This is a genomic window from Pseudomonas viridiflava, assembly GCF_001642795.1.
Lineage (GTDB): Bacteria > Pseudomonadota > Gammaproteobacteria > Pseudomonadales > Pseudomonadaceae > Aquipseudomonas > Aquipseudomonas viridiflava.
Map to the genome: position 1 here is coordinate 171,317 of NZ_LKEH01000019.1, position 17,086 is coordinate 188,402.

At 57.5% G+C, this 17,086-nt stretch carries 18 protein-coding genes and 1 tRNA gene; 6 read left to right on the plus strand and 13 right to left on the minus strand.

The window, feature by feature from the left end; translation table 11 throughout:
* Positions 1 to 243 precede the first annotated feature (243 nt).
* The 4 genes from AO065_RS07075 to AO065_RS07090 all read right to left on the minus strand — a co-directional run bounded on the left by AO065_RS07075 (position 244) and on the right by AO065_RS07090 (position 4,288).
* The gene (locus AO065_RS07075) at positions 244 to 1,263 is read right to left on the minus strand and encodes a transketolase family protein (protein ID WP_004878682.1); all 1,020 of its coding nucleotides are present in this window, start codon (positions 1,261 to 1,263) and stop codon (positions 244 to 246) included.
* Positions 1,260 to 2,108: a transketolase gene (locus AO065_RS07080; RefSeq protein WP_004878685.1), complete on the minus strand. Its 849-nt coding sequence runs from the start codon at positions 2,106 to 2,108 to the stop codon at positions 1,260 to 1,262. The genes AO065_RS07075 and AO065_RS07080 overlap by 4 nt, the downstream gene beginning before the upstream one ends.
* A gap of 18 nt (positions 2,109 to 2,126) precedes the next feature.
* Positions 2,127 to 3,428 carry an MFS transporter gene (locus tag AO065_RS07085; RefSeq protein ID WP_004878687.1) on the minus strand — a complete coding sequence of 434 codons (1,302 nt, stop codon included), beginning with the start codon at positions 3,426 to 3,428 and terminating at the stop codon, positions 2,127 to 2,129.
* Positions 3,429 to 3,538: 110 nt separating this feature from the next.
* The gene (locus tag AO065_RS07090) at positions 3,539 to 4,288 is read right to left on the minus strand and encodes an SDR family NAD(P)-dependent oxidoreductase (RefSeq protein WP_004878689.1); all 750 of its coding nucleotides are present in this window, start codon (positions 4,286 to 4,288) and stop codon (positions 3,539 to 3,541) included.
* Positions 4,289 to 4,476: 188 nt separating this feature from the next.
* Here AO065_RS07090 and AO065_RS07095 point away from each other — a divergent pair, with 188 nt between their 5' ends.
* Positions 4,477 to 5,394 carry a LysR substrate-binding domain-containing protein gene (locus tag AO065_RS07095; RefSeq protein ID WP_004878691.1) on the plus strand — a complete coding sequence of 306 codons (918 nt, stop codon included), beginning with the start codon at positions 4,477 to 4,479 and terminating at the stop codon, positions 5,392 to 5,394.
* A gap of 8 nt (positions 5,395 to 5,402) precedes the next feature.
* On the opposite strand, the gene AO065_RS07100 is transcribed toward AO065_RS07095, so the two are convergent.
* From AO065_RS07100 to AO065_RS07120, 5 genes are all read right to left on the minus strand, one after another.
* A complete protein-coding gene (locus AO065_RS07100) occupies positions 5,403 to 5,612 on the minus strand; it encodes a hypervirulence associated TUDOR domain-containing protein (RefSeq protein ID WP_004878694.1) in 210 nt (69 codons plus the stop codon).
* A gap of 96 nt (positions 5,613 to 5,708) precedes the next feature.
* A complete protein-coding gene (locus AO065_RS07105) occupies positions 5,709 to 6,656 on the minus strand; it encodes a bestrophin family protein (RefSeq protein ID WP_004878696.1) in 948 nt (315 codons plus the stop codon).
* Positions 6,657 to 6,770: 114 nt separating this feature from the next.
* Positions 6,771 to 7,298: a BRO-N domain-containing protein gene (locus AO065_RS07110; RefSeq protein WP_004878697.1), complete on the minus strand. Its 528-nt coding sequence runs from the start codon at positions 7,296 to 7,298 to the stop codon at positions 6,771 to 6,773.
* A gap of 412 nt (positions 7,299 to 7,710) precedes the next feature.
* Positions 7,711 to 8,106 carry a PA0061/PA0062 family lipoprotein gene (locus AO065_RS07115; protein WP_235811621.1) on the minus strand — a complete coding sequence of 132 codons (396 nt, stop codon included), beginning with the start codon at positions 8,104 to 8,106 and terminating at the stop codon, positions 7,711 to 7,713.
* Between the two features lie 122 nt (positions 8,107 to 8,228).
* Positions 8,229 to 8,534 (minus strand): putative quinol monooxygenase, encoded by a 306-nt coding sequence (locus AO065_RS07120; protein ID WP_004878704.1) that lies wholly within the window; start codon positions 8,532 to 8,534, stop codon positions 8,229 to 8,231.
* 521 nt (positions 8,535 to 9,055) lie between these two features.
* On the opposite strand from AO065_RS07120, the gene AO065_RS07125 reads away from it, so the two are divergent.
* A complete protein-coding gene (locus AO065_RS07125) occupies positions 9,056 to 9,475 on the plus strand; it encodes a hypothetical protein (RefSeq protein ID WP_004878706.1) in 420 nt (139 codons plus the stop codon).
* A 133-nt stretch (positions 9,476 to 9,608) separates the two neighbouring features.
* On the opposite strand, the gene AO065_RS07130 is transcribed toward AO065_RS07125, so the two are convergent.
* The 4 genes from AO065_RS07130 to AO065_RS07145 form a co-directional block, all read right to left on the minus strand.
* Positions 9,609 to 10,019, minus strand: a complete 411-nt coding sequence (locus AO065_RS07130) for a hypothetical protein (protein WP_004878707.1) — start codon at positions 10,017 to 10,019, stop codon at positions 9,609 to 9,611.
* 211 nt (positions 10,020 to 10,230) lie between these two features.
* Positions 10,231 to 11,094: an NgoMIV family type II restriction endonuclease gene (locus tag AO065_RS07135; RefSeq protein WP_004878710.1), complete on the minus strand. Its 864-nt coding sequence runs from the start codon at positions 11,092 to 11,094 to the stop codon at positions 10,231 to 10,233.
* Positions 11,094 to 12,050: a DNA cytosine methyltransferase gene (locus AO065_RS07140; RefSeq protein WP_004878711.1), complete on the minus strand. Its 957-nt coding sequence runs from the start codon at positions 12,048 to 12,050 to the stop codon at positions 11,094 to 11,096. The genes AO065_RS07135 and AO065_RS07140 overlap by 1 nt, the downstream gene beginning before the upstream one ends.
* Positions 12,051 to 12,365: 315 nt before the next feature.
* Positions 12,366 to 12,450, minus strand: a tRNA-Leu gene (locus tag AO065_RS07145).
* Positions 12,451 to 12,567: 117 nt separating this feature from the next.
* On the opposite strand from AO065_RS07145, the gene queA reads away from it, so the two are divergent.
* The 4 genes from queA (at position 12,568) to secD (ending at position 17,084) form a co-directional block, all read left to right on the plus strand.
* Positions 12,568 to 13,632 carry a tRNA preQ1(34) S-adenosylmethionine ribosyltransferase-isomerase QueA gene (queA, locus tag AO065_RS07150; protein WP_004878713.1) on the plus strand — a complete coding sequence of 355 codons (1,065 nt, stop codon included), beginning with the start codon at positions 12,568 to 12,570 and terminating at the stop codon, positions 13,630 to 13,632.
* Positions 13,633 to 13,646: 14 nt separating this feature from the next.
* A complete protein-coding gene (gene tgt, locus AO065_RS07155) occupies positions 13,647 to 14,762 on the plus strand; it encodes a tRNA guanosine(34) transglycosylase Tgt (RefSeq protein WP_004878719.1) in 1,116 nt (371 codons plus the stop codon).
* 55 nt (positions 14,763 to 14,817) lie between these two features.
* Complete coding sequence (yajC, locus tag AO065_RS07160; protein WP_002552468.1) at positions 14,818 to 15,153, plus strand: preprotein translocase subunit YajC; 336 nt, start codon at positions 14,818 to 14,820, stop codon at positions 15,151 to 15,153.
* A gap of 62 nt (positions 15,154 to 15,215) precedes the next feature.
* Entirely contained in the window at positions 15,216 to 17,084 is a 1,869-nt protein-coding gene (secD, locus tag AO065_RS07165; protein WP_004878721.1) for a protein translocase subunit SecD, read from the plus strand.
* Positions 17,085 to 17,086: the final 2 nt, after the last annotated feature.

Genomic DNA, 17,086 nt, shown 5'->3' on the forward strand with positions numbered 1-17,086 from the left:
GCTGTTTAAGATGCCCCTGTGTCTTGCAGCAAACACCAAAACCGTGGGAGGCGGCTTGCCGGCGATGAACGATGACGCGATTTTCCTGACATACCGCGTCGACTGCATCGCNAGGCCTGCGCATGCGGTGTGCCAGATACAACCAAGGGCCGCTGCGCAGCCCATCGCTGCCGTCGTAACCTCCGAAAGCTCCTACGCCCTGCGGGCAGAAGCAGAACTCAGCGCCATTTCACCATCCGACCGCTACAGCCACGCCTTGATCTGCGCACAGACCGCTGGCGTGGAAATGCCATAGCGATCATGCAGCGTCGGCAGTGCACCCGCATCGAGAAACGCATCCGGGAGTGCGATCTGTCTGAAGGTCGGCGTGACGCCATTGCGCAGCAGCACGGTCGCAACCGCTTCACCCAGACCGCCGATGATCGAATGGTTTTCCGCCGTCACCACCAGCCGCCCCGGTTTTCTGGCTTCGGCCAGAATGGTCTGTTCGTCCAGTGGTTTGATGGTCGGCACGTGCAGCACTGCCACATCGACGCCATCGGCCTGCAGTTCCTTGGCGGCTTCCAGCGAGCGCATGGTCATCAGGCCGGTGGAGATGATCAGCACGTCGTTGCCGGTGCGCAGGGTCTTGGCCTTGCCGATCTCGAATTGATAGCCGTACTCGTCGAGCACCAGCGGAACGTTGCCGCGCAACAACCGCATGTACACCGGCCCTTGGTGCGCGGCGATGGCTGGCACGGCCTGCTCGATTTCCAGTGCATCGCACGGGTCGACGATCATCAGGTTGGGCATCGCGCGGAAGATTGCCAGATCGTCCGTGGCCTGGTGACTTGGGCCGTAGCCGGTGGTGAGGCCGGGCAGGCCGCAGACGATCTTGACGTTGAGGTTCTCCTCGGCAATCGCCATGCAGATAAAGTCGTAGGCGCGGCGCGAGGCGAACACCGCGTAGGTGGTCGCGAACGGTACACAGCCCTCACGGGCCATCCCGGCAGCGGCGCTCATCAGCAATTGTTCGGCCATGCCCATCTGGTAGAAACGCTCGGGGTGCGCCTTGGCGAAAATGTGCAGGTCGGTGTACTTGGACAGATCCGCCGACAGCCCGACGATGTCCGAACGCTGGTCGGCCAGTGCCGCCAGCGCATGACCGAACGGTGCAGAACGGGTGGCCTGACCTTCAGAGGCAATCGAGGCGATCATCGCCGACGTGGTGAGCTTCTTTTTCACGGCAGGTGCCGCAGCAGGATTCTGGTTGGCAGTGCTCATGCGGTTTGCCCCTCGTTGAGGTTATTCAGTGCAAGGTCCCACTCGTGTTCGTCGACACGGATGAAGTGAGTCTTCTCGCGGGTTTCCAGAAAGGGCACGCCCTTGCCCATTTTCGTGTCGCAGATGATCACCCGAGGCTGTGCGCCCGGATGCTGGCGGGCGGCGTCGAACGCGGCGACCAGTGCTGGCAGGTCGTTGCCGTCGACCCGTTGCGTGAACCAGCCAAAGGCCTGCCAGCGATCCACGATAGGCTCGAAAGCGAGTACTTCGCTGGAATGGCCGTCGGCCTGCTGGTTGTTCACATCGATGATCGCGATCAGGTTGTCGAGCTTCCAGTGGGAGGCCGACATCGCCGCTTCCCAGGTCGAACCCTCGTTCAGTTCGCCGTCTGACAGCAGGTTGTAAACGAAGGACGCCGAATTCTTTCGCTTCAGGCCCAGGCAGGCGCCGACCGCGATGCCCAGACCGTGTCCGAGCGAGCCGCCGGTGATTTCCATGCCCGGCGTGTAGGCGGCCATCCCCGACATGGGCAGACGGCTGTCGTCCGAACCGTAGGTTTCAAGCTCGTCCAGCGGAATGATTTCAGCCTCGATCAAGGCCGCATACAGCGCAATGGCGTAGTGACCGATCGACAGGTAAAAGCGATCACGCTGTTCCCATTCCGGGTCTTCAGGCTTGTAGCTCATGGCATGGAAGTAGGACACCGCCAGCAGGTCGGCTGCGCCCAGCGCCTGGCCGACATAGCCCTGACCCTGAACCTGACCCATGCGCAAGGCATGGCGACGAATGTTGTGGGCACGCTGTGCCAGCGACGTGGATGTGGCAGATAACGCTTGGGTTGTCATGATGATGACTCCGTGAACTCAACGATTGACCGAGGCGGCTGGGATACGCAGGACCAGAAACGCGCCGATGAACAGCACGCCGGTAATCAGGTACATGCCGATGGCGCTGGAGCCGGTGGTGGTCGTGATCCAGCCGATCAGGTAGGGCGAGCAGAAACCCGCGAGATTGGCGAAGCTGTTGATGCCGGCAATGCCCGCCGCTGCAGACACGCCGCCCAGCAGGGTGGTGGGCAGCATCCAGAACAGGGACGACGCCGAAAGCACGCCGGCTGCGGCCAGGCACAGGCTCAGTACCGAGAGCAGCAGGCTGTTGCCGAACACCGCCGCCAGGCTCAGGCCCAGCGCACCGGCGATCATTGGGAGCACCAGATGCCAACGGCGCTCGCGGTGCTTGTCGCCGCTGCGACCCATCAACAGCATGGCGACGATGGCGCACAGATACGGCACGCTGGTCATCAGCCCAATGTGCAGCGGGTCGGCGAGCCCTGCGTTACGGATCAGGGTTGGCAGCCAGAAAGTGATTGCGTACTGACCCATCACCACGCAGAAGTAGATACAGGCCAGCAGCCACAGACGGCGGTCGCGAACGAATTCACCCACCGATGCGTGCACGACCTTCTGGCTGTTGTCTTCGGCCAGTTCTTTTTTGATCAGCTCTTTTTCGTCATCGGTGAGCCAGGTCGCCTGATGCACGCCGTCTTTCAGATACGCCAATACCATCAGACCGACGATCACCGTGGGAATGGCCTCGATGACGAACATCCACTGCCAGCCTGCCCAGCCATGAAAGCCTGCGAAGGTGCCCATGATGTAGCCCGACAGCGGCCCGCCGATCATCCCGGACAACGGAATGGCGATGAACCACAGCACGGTCATGTGCGCACGGCGGTAGGACGGAAACCAGTAGGTGAGGTAAAGCAGCAGACCCGGTGCCAGACCGGCTTCTGCCACACCCAGCAGAAAGCGCAGGGCGTAGAACTGCCATTCGGTTTCGACGAAGGCGAACAGCGCGGAAATGATGCCCCAGGAAATCATGATGCGTGCGATCCAGCGGCGTGCGCCGACGCGATGCAGAATCAGGTTACTGGGCACTTCACAGAGGAAATAACCGATGAAGAACATGCCGGCGCCGAGGCCGTAGACGGCTTCGCTGAACGCCAGGTCATTCATCATGGTCAGCTTGGCGAACCCGACATTGACCCGGTCCAGATAGGCGCACAGGTAGCACAGCATCAGGAACGGCATCAGCCGCCAGGCGGTCTTGCGGTAGGCATTGGCACGGGCGGTCGAGACCGCGTCGAGGGGCATCGTGGTTATCATGATGGTCTGATCTCTTGTTTTTATAGACCGCCAGGCAACCGGCCGGGCGTGTCATCGATCCAGAGCAAATACGGGCCGTCACACTGTCTGATCGGCCCGCCGATGGGCTGTCAGTGAATCAGCATGCCGCCGTTCACATCCAGCGTAACGCCGGTCAGGTAGGAAGACAGGTCACTGGCCAGAAACAGCGCCGCATTGGCCACGTCCTGAGCCGCGCCCAGGCGACCCAGCGGGATGCCTTCGATGATCGCGTGGCGTCGCTCGTCCTGCATCAGCCCGCCGGTGATATCGGTATGAATCAGGCCTGGCGCGATGGAGTTGATGCGAATCTGGTCCGGGCCGAACTCCCGCGCCATGGCCTTGCCCAGACCGAGTACGCCGGCTTTTGCAGCGCTGTAATGCGGGCCGCCGAAGATGCCGCCGCCACGCTGCGCCGAGACCGACGACATGCACACGATGCTGCCCGAGCCTTGCGCACGCATGGTCGGAATGACCGCCTGCGACATCAGCAACGTGCCGCGCAGACTGACGTCCAGCACCTTGTCGTAATCGCCCGGGCGGATGTCCAGTGTCTTGATCGGTTGGGTGATACCGGCGTTGTTGACCAGTACGTCGATACGGCCGAAGTGCTCGATGATCTTCGCAACGGCCTGTTTGACCTGGGATTCGTCGGCCACGTTGGCGGCCAGGCCCAGATGGCCTTCGCCCAGCGCGGCGGCAGCATCGCGTGCGGCGGCTTCATCGAGGTCGAGGATCACGACGCGAGCACCGTGTTGCGCGAAGGTGACAGCGGTGGCACGACCGATTCCACGTTCGGAGGCAGCACCGGTGATGATTGCAACTTTGCCTTGAAGCAGCATGAGGGGAGTCCTCTGATTGTTTTTATGGGTTCGATTCAAGTGATCGATAGGCTCAGAGTGTTCCCGGTAATGCCCGCGAGCAATAACGCTACCCTCACTGGTCGATGAAAAAAATTCACCTCTCGTCATTTCCGCCGAGCAGTGCTTGAATGCCAAAAAACCACTCTTCCTGATGCTTCGGAGCCACCATGCGTGCCGATGACGACCCCCACTCGAACCTGCCACCCCTGAAAGCCATTCAGGCCTTCGAGCAGACGGCACGCTTCGGCAACCTGGCCCGCGCCGCCGAAGTGCTGGACCTGACGCCTTCGGCGGTCAGTCATCAACTCGCCAAACTGGAAGCGATGATCGGACGGCAACTGTTCGTGCGGGCGGCACGCGGCGTCACCCTGACGCCGGTGGGTGAGCAGTATCTGAAAGAGGTTTCCGGGTTGCTGCACAGCCTGGCCGTGGCGACCGAGCGGGCTGCCAGCGACGTCAGCCTCGACTGCCTGCGCCTGCACTCGTCACCCAGTTTTGGACTGCTGTGGCTGATGCCGAGACTGGAAGCGTTTCGGATCAGCCATCCGGATATCCAGATCAACCTGTCGTGTTCCTACGAGTCGCTGCACTTCAGCCGTGACAAGATCGACGTCGATATCCGCCATGGTCGGCCCAACTGGGCAAGCTACGAAGTGCGCACCGTGCGCCACGAAACCTTCGCAGTGCTGGCATCGCCGAAGCTGCTGGAACGGTATCCGGTCAATAGCGCAGCGGACCTGCTTAACGGCGAGCTGATTCTTTCCGAAGCCACGCTGTTGAAATGGCCGGAGTTGTTCGCCCAGCACGGCCTGGCGCGTCCTGAAAAGCCCTACACGCTGAGTTTTGACCGTTCCTACATGACGCTGGAAGCCGCGAGTCATGGCCTGGGCTTCGCGCTGGAAAGCACGCTGCTGGCGCAGAAATACCTGCAAAGCGGCGCGCTGCTGGAAGTCGCGCCGCACCTGTTGAGTTCACCGGTCGCGGCGCACCACTTGGTGTTTCCCAAGGCGCACTCCAGCTTTCCGAGGGTCAGACGTTTTCTGGAGTGGATGGAAAACGAATTGGGGCACGGGTTCGTGTTCTGAGCCGGGCGTCAGACTTTGTGCAGCGCATCCTCGTGATGCATCGCCAGATGCCCGGTCTTGTCACTCTTCACTTCATATTGCGGACTGTCTTTCGACGCGGGCCGATGCTTGCCCATGAACTCCACGTCCTTGAGGTGCACCTTGGTGACCTTGCCGTGAATTTCGCCAGCTTCCGAGTTCCAGCGCACGGCATCGCCAACCTTGAATGAAGTGGTCATGAAGTTCTCCTAGAGCGCGTTTTCCGAGTTGCTGGTTAGAGCCTGGCCCTCGGGGAGCGTTCACAGGATTATGAGCACAACCACCCTGCGATCAGTTCACGCCGTCGCCTGACGAACCGAGGGCGCAATCGGCCCGATCATCGCTTTCAGGTGTGCCAGCAGCGGCCCCTGTTCGGGCTCGTTGTACATCGAGCACAGATTCTTTTCGATGTTCTGGCACAGGTCTTCCATGCGGATCCGGTGCTGGCTGTTGCCGAACGGCGCCTGCAGATCCGTGCCGATCCGCTCCATGGCCAGCAACAGACAGCCCACCACCGTCGAAATGAGCGGCGTGAACCAACCCAGGGTCGTCACCATGCTCAGCGGCATGATCACGCAGAACAACGCGCTGAACAGGCGGGGAAAGTAAACATAAGGGTAGGGCAGTGGCGTATTGGCAATACGCTCCATGCCGCCCTGACAGTTGGACAGGTCCACCAGCGTCGTTTCCAGCCGCGAAAACCGGATGCTGTCCAGCCGACCTTGCGCGAACTCGTCGGCGATGATCGACGCCGAACCGCTCAGAATGTCGTTGGGAAAGTTATTGCTGTCCCGCGCCCGTTCGATTTCGAACGTAGGCAGCAGACCGTCGAGCCGGGCTTCGCTGACGTCGCCCTTCAAGTGCGCACGCAGCGCTCGCAGATAAGCCACGTGGCGACGAAACAACTCACCCTTGACTGGGTTCTCTCGAGCGCGGCCTTCGCCATCGATCAGGGTCAACACTTGCCGGCCATAACTGCGCGAACTGTTGACCATCGCCCCCCACAAGGTGCGCGCTTCCCACCAACGGTTATAGGCACTGGTATTACGAAAACTGATTAGCACAATCAGCGCCGAACACAGCAGCGTCAGCGGCATCAGCGGGAAATCGATACCAATGCCTTCCATCAGCATGAAATCCATCGTCACGCCCACGTCCCAAAGCAACAGCCATAACAGCGACCAACCCACGTAGGTCAGCGTCCTTCTGAAGCACTTCCATTTCTTTTCAAAGAGACCGGTCATGGCGAAACTCCTGCCCGAGGTGGGTGAATGGCTCGCTACGTAGTTGTAACAAGCCGTGACACAAACCTACGGCACGACGCTTAACGCTCGCTTAATTCATGACCGGTCAGTCATTCAGGGCTGGCGCCTGAATGCATGGGTCCAAAGGCTTCTTTTCGAACGCGGAGCCGCTTCAGGTAAGACATTCGGCATATCCCGCAACCGGATCCATGACTCGTCTCGCCAGTGGAGCACGCTCAGGGACGTCCCCGGCCATTTCAGCTGGCTCACCTTCGGGTTATCCAGCGTCACGTTGTGCTGATCCCGAAGCACGGTCAGGACCTCATGGGTCAGCCATTGCCGCAGCGCCCGGTTTTCAGGCACGTAGTGATGAACCAGCAGCGCGAACACGCCCGACTCACTGACCATCAACTGCCTGCACCACTCGCCATTGGCCTGAAGCCAGACCACTCGCCGTTGATCGGCATCCAGCTTGAGGGTGGCGCGCTCATCCAGCGCCTTGCCCATCAAACGGGCAAGGTCTGCCAGACAGAACCACGCCTGCGCTTCAGAAACGGCGGCCCGGAGCATGCGGTGGTGACGAAAGAAAAGGATGGCTTCGAAATGAGCGGTGCAGGGCTCGGAAGGGGTAACGTTCAACATGGGTACAGCTCCTGAATAGAGAACTGCCACCGGACGTCGCTAAACGAAAAGGTGGCAGCTGTGCGAAGGTTAGCGAACCGGTATCCAGGAAACCGGCAGGCCCGAAGGCCTCCGACGCACAGCCGCCATAACACATGCTTCAAGTTTTGACTTGATGCAGGGGAGGGCGATGATACGCCTGGATAGAACGGATCGCTAAATCCGGTTGCTGATGGGGCAGCGAACGGCGAGCAGGTTGAACTGTCTGCCTGCCTGAAAATAGAGGCTGATTCGCTGAGTCTTGTAGGAAAGGGATTTGCTCGATAGGAAGAGGTTTTTTAAGTCTAGCGAAGGGGAAGTTTGATGCCTGGATACGCCTCGCAAATGGCCCAGCCCTGCGAGACGTATTCTTGTGATGTGACAGTGAATGAGATCAGAGGCAAGGCACCTTGTCCGTCTGCGCCAACGCCTTCCCCTTACTATCGAACAGCGTGACTTTGACCTCGGCCCCCGACCTGCTTTCGATCAACGTATAAAACTCATCGGCGGCAAACGCGCTGTATTCAAGCGTTGCCACGCAACGGCGCTGACTCTTCTGATAACCTCTCGCCACAATACCCAGTTCCATTGAATGCCTGCCGGGCGAAACTTCGAAATGAGTCAGGCTTTCGGCAGGTGTCGCATCAAGACGTCGTGCGATCATCTCATCACCCACCTGAGCTTCAATATGAACGATGGCATTACCTTTGTCAGGCACAGGCGTTGCAGTTGCACATCCAGCCAGGCCTGATAGGGCTACAACGAACGCTGCAAGTTTCAAGAGCTTCATGTTAAAACCTTTATATAAAAAGAGTGGGTATGGCGAGAAGTAACTTTTCAATCGTGCGCGTGCATTTCTGACAGGCGTGTCAAAGCCCGGTCGAGCTGTTTAAGTTGCCGGGTATAACGGGGTCAGGCGGTAATATCGATATTGGCTGCGAAGCGAGCGAACGCGATATTGGCCTCGGCGTCGATGAGTTCATCAATGAACTCAGTCATTGCAGCCGTACAGAAATGATCGGTCATTTGTCCTTCATTCGACCAATAACCGCTGACGATCCAGCGGGCGGTGCTCTTTGTGCTCCTGCTCAGCGCATAGCTCAAGCAGCCCGGCGCCTTGTTCAATTGCTCGATGTGCTTGAGCAACAATGCCTCGACATCATGTCTCGGACTTTCCAGGAAACTGATCTCCAGAGTATTGATTGAGGTGATAGTCATACGCCTGAACCTTTGTTGCCTGTCGAATACTTGATCCTTTACTGGGTGCCTATGCGTTGGACCGTTGCCAGGTATGTGAGCAGGCTACTGGCTTTTCCTCGAAAAGGTTACCCACTCAAAAGCTCATGCAGACATGAGATTTGCTCAGCAATGATCAGGTACGCAGCGGCAAGCCTTCATCCAGAAGCCTTTCCTACCGATCACCCTTGCGGACCGGATGCTCTATGGAGCGCCAGCCGAAAGCGGATAAATGTATCGATTCGCTCTCCATGCAATAGAAAACTCATCACCTGTCGCGCAAGCAGTTCGCCGAAGTGCCGGTCAAATCATCCGCGACTCCCCGAAACACCGGTGACCGGTTTTTCAGAGACAGCGACGTGAGTAGGTAGGCAGCAAGGCGCAGCGCAATTGATGAGCTGCTAAAAAACGGAAATTCAGGAAGGGGTACTTGCACGCCACATGCAACGTTAATGGACCAGATTCAGTAACCACTTCCCCCTTATCCATTTGGAAAAAAACTGATGCGCATGCGTAAGAATCTGGCTGCAAAGATCGGCGGTTTTCTGCTCGCGTCCTTGATCGCAGGCACTTCATTGCCCGCGTTCGCGGCTAACGATTGCGACCTCGACAATGACCACATTACCGACGCCACGTGCGGCGGTAATGACAAGGACCTCGACAACGATAACGTCACCGACGCAAGGTTTGGTGGCAATGACAAGGACATGGACAACGACAACAAGACCGATGCCTCATTTGGCGGTACAGACACCGACCTCGATAACGACAACAGCACCGACGCGTCGTTTGGCGGTAATGACAAGGATCTGGACAACGACCAAAGCACCGACGCCGCGTTTGGTGGCAACGACACCGACCAGGACAATGACCACAGCACGGACAAATACAACGTCGGAGCACCGCCACACACGAAAAAATAGTGATCCGGTTCTATCCAGCGCTTATAGGGTTTGGTTGAGCTGCGCCTGAAGCGATCAGGTCTATAAGGGTGCGATGCGCTTGCCAGTAATCGGGGCAAGCGCACTTCTTTAGGACGACTGTAGCGCCTGGTCGTTATGCAGCAGGATTCTGAATTTTCCTGGCGATCAAGGTGACGCCTTCGGTGAAGCTGAAACCATACCCGTAGCCATACCCCCAGCCTCCGCCCGGAGCGCCCATTTGTTCAGGAAAATTTATATCCTTGTGCTTGAATTCGTAGTTATAGGAACCCGACAGGATCGGCAAGATGGTCTGAATCTCATAACCGTCAGCATTGAGCTGCGCCACCGCTTCTTCAATATCTTTCGACAGCCGCTCGCCATCAATCTCGCAATCCGACCAACCGGTTTGCTGCCATTGTTTCTCTTTCCGAGTCTCTTCTTTCGTACCGAACAGCCCCCACGTCATCTCGCCCGTGGGCACTTTGACGGTGACTTCTTCACCGATAGGGCGGAAGTGGGCTTTTACATAAACGATCTTGTTCACTGGGCTGTCCTGAGGTCCATTCTGCGGTGATTATACCGATGGGGTAACGTCCTATGCTAAAAAGTGCTCTAAGAGCACTGAAGAAAATAAATTTGGAATTAGATACTGTTTATGCATCACAAGAAATGGCAGATGGACCGCCAAATACTTTCTATGCGTTGTGCCAACTTATCTAAAAAAGGCCGCGTAGGCGGCGCAGTATAAAATCTATTTAATTAGCCAGGTCTAGAGGTAGATCGCTTATGTCTTTCAGGCGTTTGCCATCAACCATGATTGCCAGCAGGTCCGCGGACTCGTCCATGCCAAGCTCACGTAGAGTCTCTTGAAGCTCGTACAGTGCGAAATGATAAACGCAGTCGATATCGCCGGTGCCCAGTGCGATTGACGCCAAACGGCTCGGAGTTGGTTCGGCTGTCACTACCATGATGTTTGGTAGGTGACCTTTCCGGTTGCGCATTAGGTTTAACGCTTCGGAGCGAGCATTTTGTGCCCGGTCACTTCTGATAGTCCACTTGCACGAAATGCTAGCGTGTAGAAGTGGTTTACCGCCATTGGAAGCTCGTAAGCTGGATCTGGTGCTCACGGTGGGATCTACCAGGAACTCATGCAGGTTAATTTTTTCGTCGCTTTCTAGCCCTCTGACTACGACAATGTCAGGGGTAATTGTGTAGTCGCTTCCTAACGCAGCAGCGAGCTCTGGATCAGCCTTAGCTGCTCGATCTAGAGCTATCAGATGAGCGTACTGCTCATATTTCGCGATTTCCAAACGATTACGACCAGAAACCTGGTGTATATCCCAAGCTCCTGGGCGAAGGTGTCCCAGCTTTAAAAATGTATTTTTAACGTATTCTGAGCATATACCTTCGAACTCATTGCCCGACGTCTGACCAGCTTGACGCTCTGCTATCGTTTCAGCTTTTAGGAGGTCTGCTATTCCTTTGGCAATCGCGACGCTGCTTCGGTTACTACCGTCAGCATTGCTGGGTATGCCTTTGTCGTTAACAGTTAGGGTTGTTTTGAGAAGTGAAGCGTGAAATTCTTTTCGGGCTTGTAAAAATTCTGGGGGGATATTCATTAGGCAACTTGCACCAAACGTTTGGCCGATAAGGCTTTGAAAATCTGCGTTGCTACTGCGCAGGCCACTGGAGGTGGAAAAGCGTTGCCGATTTGTCTATATACAGCGGTTTTTTTGCCATAGAACTGCCAACTGTCAGGAAATCCCTGAATGCGTGCAGCCATGCGAGTAGTCAGCTTAGGCATTCCTGCAAAATCCTCAGTAGGTGGTGCATTAGCAATTCCCATGCCACATACTCCAATGGATGCCCAGGCTTTCTTTGCTCTTGTTGGACCTAAATCAGGCCCGCCATGTTTTTTCGAGCCACCAACAAGAGTGGGTGCGATTGTATTGGCTTTCTCTCTCCAAGCATCAGCGCCACGCCACCCATCTTCCTTCATCAAGTCATGAAGAAGCTCGCCAACAGTCGGTGGGGTGATTATTCTCGGCTCAGGCCAGGAAAACCCCTCAGTAAGATCTTTCCGGATTCCTACAAATACAACTCGAGGCCGAAGCTGGGTAACCCCATAGTCCGACGCATTCAGCAGACGCCACTCCGAGACGTACCCCAGCTTTCTAAGCTGCTCTTCGACTTTTTCTCGGTAGCTTTGAAACACGTTATCAAGCAGTCCACGAACGTTTTCCAACATTACGGCTTTCGGACGGCATTCATCAACTAAGCGCAGAGCCTCTGGAAAAAGATCGCGCTCGTCATCAGCCCCAAGCTGTTTGCCAGCTTTTGAAAAAGGAGGACAGGGAACTCCTCCCGCCACAAGATCCACACCAAAGTAGGGGAGGCCGTTGAAGTGACGCAGGTCTTGTTGCTGCACGTACCAATCTGGACGATTTAGACGAAGAGTTGCGCAGGCAGGAGGCTCTATTTCGATCAAGACTTCGTGTCCAAAGCCCGCCATTTCTAGGCCTAGAGCCTGCCCGCCGGCTCCGGCGCACATTTCCAATGACGTGAATGAGCTCATTTTGTCTCCTCGGGCGGCCCTAGTCTGAGCAGCATCTTTAAAACCAGTGATACTAGCATAGTGTATGGATATACAGTATTTTGAGTGTTGGTCAAATTTTGACCGCTGCGCGCCGTTGCAGAGGTATCGTACGCTAGCGAAAAGCTTTTTATAGGAGCCTATGGCTTAAGATACTCGCAACTTATCGCCAGAATGAAAATCAGCGTGGAGCTGTGGTTTTGGCAAAAAGGGAGAGGAAGGACAGGAATTTTAGACAAAAAAAAGGGTAGAAATAGCTTTCTACCCTTTCCTATGCCTTGCCATGCAAGGACTGTTTGGTGCCCCGAGGGAGAATCGAACTCCCACTTCTTTCGAAAACGGATTTTGAATCCGCCGCGTCTACCAATTCCGCCATCAGGGCTCAATGGCGGCGAAGTATAGGGATCGGTTTTCCGTTGGTCAACAGGGATTTGCGGTGGTTTTTTACTAATTCCGCCAAACCGGATAAACTTCCCGGCCCTGCTAAACGAACCCCATCATGCGCGTCGCTGACTTTACCTTCGATCTCCCGGATTCCCTGATTGCTCGTCACCCGCTGGCCGAGCGTCGCAGTAGTCGTCTGTTGACCCTGGACGGGGTGAGCGGCGCGCTGGCACATCGTCAATTCACTGATTTGCTTGAGCATTTGCGCCCGGGCGATTTGATGGTGTTCAACAATACCCGCGTCATTCCTGCGCGTCTGTTCGGGCAGAAAGCCTCTGGCGGCAAGCTGGAGATTCTGGTCGAACGCGTGCTGGACAGCCACCGCGTGCTGGCCCATGTGCGCTCCAGCAAGTCGCCCAAGCCGGGCTCGTCGATCCTGATCGAAGGCGGCGGGGAGGCCGAGATGGTGGCGCGGCATGATGCGCTGTTCGAGTTGCGTTTCGCCGAAGAAGTGTTGCCGTTGCTCGACCGTGTCGGGCACATGCCGTTGCCTCCTTATATAGACCGCCCGGACGAAGGCGCGGACCGTGAGCGCTATCAGACTGTTTACGCTGAGCGCGCCGGTGCTGTGGCGGCGCCGACGGCGGGTCTGCATTTCGATCAGCCGCTGCTGGAGGCGATTGCCGCCAAGGGCGTCGAGACGACGTTCGTCACGCTGCACGTAGGTGCGGGTACGTTTCAGCCGGTGCGCGTCGAGCAGATCGAAGATCACCACATGCACACCGAATGGCTTGAAGTCGGTCAGGACGTGGTCGATGCCGTGGCCGCGTGCCGGGCGCGTGGCGGGCGGGTGATCGCGGTCGGGACCACCAGCGTGCGTTCGCTGGAAAGCGCGGCGCGCGATGGCGTGCTGAAGCCGTTCAGCGGCGACACCGATATCTTCATCTATCCAGGCCGACCGTTTCATGTGGTTGATGCCCTGGTGACCAATTTCCATTTGCCCGAATCCACGCTGTTGATGCTGGTTTCGGCGTTCGCCGGTTATCCCGAGACCATGGCGGCCTACGCGGCTGCCATCGAGCACGGGTACCGCTTCTTCAGTTACGGTGATGCGATGTTCATCACCCGCAATCCCGCGCCGACGGCCCCACAGGAATCGGTACCAGAGGATCACGCATGAGTCGCACCTGTCGTATGTCTTTCGAGTTGTTGGCCACCGACGGCAAGGCCCGTCGCGGTCGCCTGACCTTTCCCCGTGGCGTGGTCGAGACCCCGGCGTTCATGCCGGTGGGCACCTACGGCACGGTCAAGGGCATGCTGCCACGGGACATCGAAGCCACCGGCGCGCAGATCATTCTGGGCAACACCTTTCACCTGTGGCTGCGTCCGGGCACCGAGGTCATCAAGGGCCACGGCGACCTGCACGATTTCATGCAGTGGCAGGGGCCGATTCTGACCGACTCCGGCGGTTTTCAGGTGTTCAGCCTGGGCGCCATGCGCAAGATCAAGGAGGAGGGCGTGACCTTCGCCTCGCCGGTCGACGGTGCCAAGGTGTTCATGGGGCCGGAAGAGTCCATGCAGGTTCAGCGTGATCTGGGTTCGGACATCGTGATGATCTTCGACGAATGCACGCCGTACCCGGCCGATGAGGACGTGGCGCGCATTTCCATGGAGCTGTCGCTGCGTTGGGCCAAGCGTTCCAAGATCGCTCACGGCGAGAACACCGCTGCGCTGTTCGGCATCGTTCAGGGCGGTATGCATGAAAGCCTGCGCATGCGCTCGCTGGAAGGCCTGGACCAGATCGGTTTCGACGGACTGGCCATTGGCGGGCTGTCGGTGGGCGAGCCCAAGCACGAGATGATCAAGGTGCTGGATTATCTGCCGGGCCAGATGCCGGCTGACAAACCCCGTTACCTGATGGGAGTAGGCAAGCCGGAAGATCTGGTCGAAGGTGTTCGCCGCGGAGTCGACATGTTCGACTGCGTGATGCCGACCCGCAATGCCCGCAATGGTCATTTGTTCATTGATACCGGTGTGCTGAAAATTCGCAACGCGTTCCATCGGCATGACAATTCGCCGCTGGATCCGACCTGCGACTGCTACACCTGCAAGAACTTCTCGCGCGCTTATCTGCATCACCTGGACAAGTGCAACGAAATGCTGGGGAGCATGCTCAATACGATCCACAATTTGCGGCACTACCAGCTGCTTATGGCTGGTTTGCGCGAGGCTATTCAACAGGGTACATTGGCCGCCTTTGTCGATGCCTTCTATGCCAAACGCGGAATTCCCACGCCGCCTCTGGGTTGAAACAGAACGAGTTTTTCCTGCTTTTTTATACTAATTATGTAACTTGGAGCGACACATGAGCTTTTTCATCTCTCCCGCTTTTGCGGATGCTGCTGCACCGGCTGCCGGTCCTGCGGGCAGCGGTTTCGAGTGGATCTTCCTGGTTGGCTTTCTGGTCATCTTCTATCTGATGATCTGGCGTCCACAGGCCAAGCGCGCCAAAGAGCAGAAGAACCTGCTGGGCAACCTGCAGAAGGGTGACGAAGTTGTGACCAGCGGCGGCATCGCCGGCAAGATCAACAAAGTGACCGACGATTTCGTCGTGATCGAAGTGTCTGACACCGTTGAGTTGAAAATCCAGAAGGGCGCAATCGCAGCCACTCTGCCAAAAGGCACCCTGAAAGCGATCTGAGTACCAACTTTTACCCATCGACGGGGCGCGCAAGGCGCCCCGCGTTTTAAGCGGGCGGCGTGATGCTGAACAAATACCCTCTGTGGAAATACGTACTGATCCTGGCGGTGCTGGTGGTCGGTTTTATTTATTCCGCACCCAATCTCTACCCTGACGATTCGGCCATTCAGATCAGTGGCGCAAGTACTGCGTTGCAGGTCACCCAGGCAGATGTGGATCGTGCAGCCAGGGCGCTGACCGATGCCGGGATCCCGGTCAAGGCTTCTTCTCTGGCTGAGAATGGCAAAGGCGGTTTGTTGCGTCTGAGCAAGCAGGAAGACCAGTTGCCGGCCAAGGATGTCGTGCGCAAGGCGCTGGGTGATGACTATGTCGTCGCGCTGAACCTGGCCCGCACCACGCCGAACTGGCTGCGCAATATTGGCGCAACTCCGATGAAACTCGGCCTCGACCTGTCCGGTGGTGTGCACTTCCTGCTGGAAGTCGACATGGACAAGGCAATCGATGCCCGTCTGAAAGTCTACGAAGGTGAAGTCAAGGCGCTGCTGCGCAAGGAAAAGGTGCGTTATCGCAGCCTGCCGCAGCTGGGTAACGTGATTCAGCTGGGCTTTGGTGACGATGCAGAGCGCGAGCAGGCTCGTGCGCTGGTACGCAAGACCTTTACCGATTTCGAAATCACGCCTGCCGAGCTGAACGGGATTCCCGTGCTGCGCATGGCGCTGACCCCGGCCAAGCTGGCCGAGATTCGTGAATACTCCATCAAGCAGAACCTGACCACCGTACGTAACCGGGTCAACGAGCTGGGCGTTGCCGAGCCGCTGGTTCAGCGTCAGGGTGCCAACCGCATCGTTGTCGAGTTGCCGGGCGTGCAGGACACTGCAGAAGCCAAGCGTATTCTGGGCAAGACCGCCAACCTCGAGTTCCGTCTGGGCGCAGGTCCCGACGATTCGAAAGGCACCACCGAAATGTTCGAATTCCGCGAAGGCGGACGTCCGGCAGCAGCGGTGGAGCGTGGCTTGATCATCACCGGTGACCAGGTAACCGACGCCAAGGCGAGCTTCGACGAGCACGGTCGTCCACAAGTGAACATCAACCTTGATGGTCACGGTGGCGAGCTGATGAGTCGTGCAACCCGCAGCAACGTGGGTCGCAGCATGGCGGTGATCTTCATCGAGCAGCGTCCGACCACTACTTTCACCAAGCAGATGGTCAACGGCGTCGAGAAAGACGTGCCGGTCCAGACGTTCAAGGAAGACAAGAAGATCATCAGCCTGGCGACCATCCAGTCGCCACTGGGCAGTCAGTTCCGTATCACGGGCCTGAACGGTCAGGGCGAATCGTCCGAGCTGGCGCTGCTGTTGCGTGCCGGTGGTCTGGCGGCACCGATGTACTTCGCTGAAGAGCGCACCATCGGTCCGAGCCTGGGTGCCGACAACATCACCAAGGGTGTCGATGCTTCCCTGTGGGGCATGCTGTTCGTGTCGCTGTTCATCATGGCCATCTACCGTTTCTTTGGTCTGATCGCGACCGTGGCGCTGGCCTTCAACATGGTCATGCTGCTGGCACTGATGTCGCTGCTGGGTGCAACGCTGACCCTGCCGGGTATCGCCGGTATCGTATTGACCATGGGTATGGCGGTGGACGCCAACGTGCTGATCTTCTCGCGGATACGTGAAGAGATCGCCAACGGCATGACGGTTCAGCGCGCAATCAGCGAAGGTTTCGATCGTGCCTACACGGCGATCCTCGACGCCAACCTGACGACGCTGCTGGTCGGCGGCATTCTCTTCGCGATGGGCACCGGTCCCGTCAAAGGGTTTGCGGTGACCATGTCGCTCGGGATCTTTACCTCGATGTTCACAGCCATCATGGTGACCCGCGCAATGGTCAACCTGATCTATGGCGGTCGTGACTTCAAGAAGTTGTGGATTTAAGG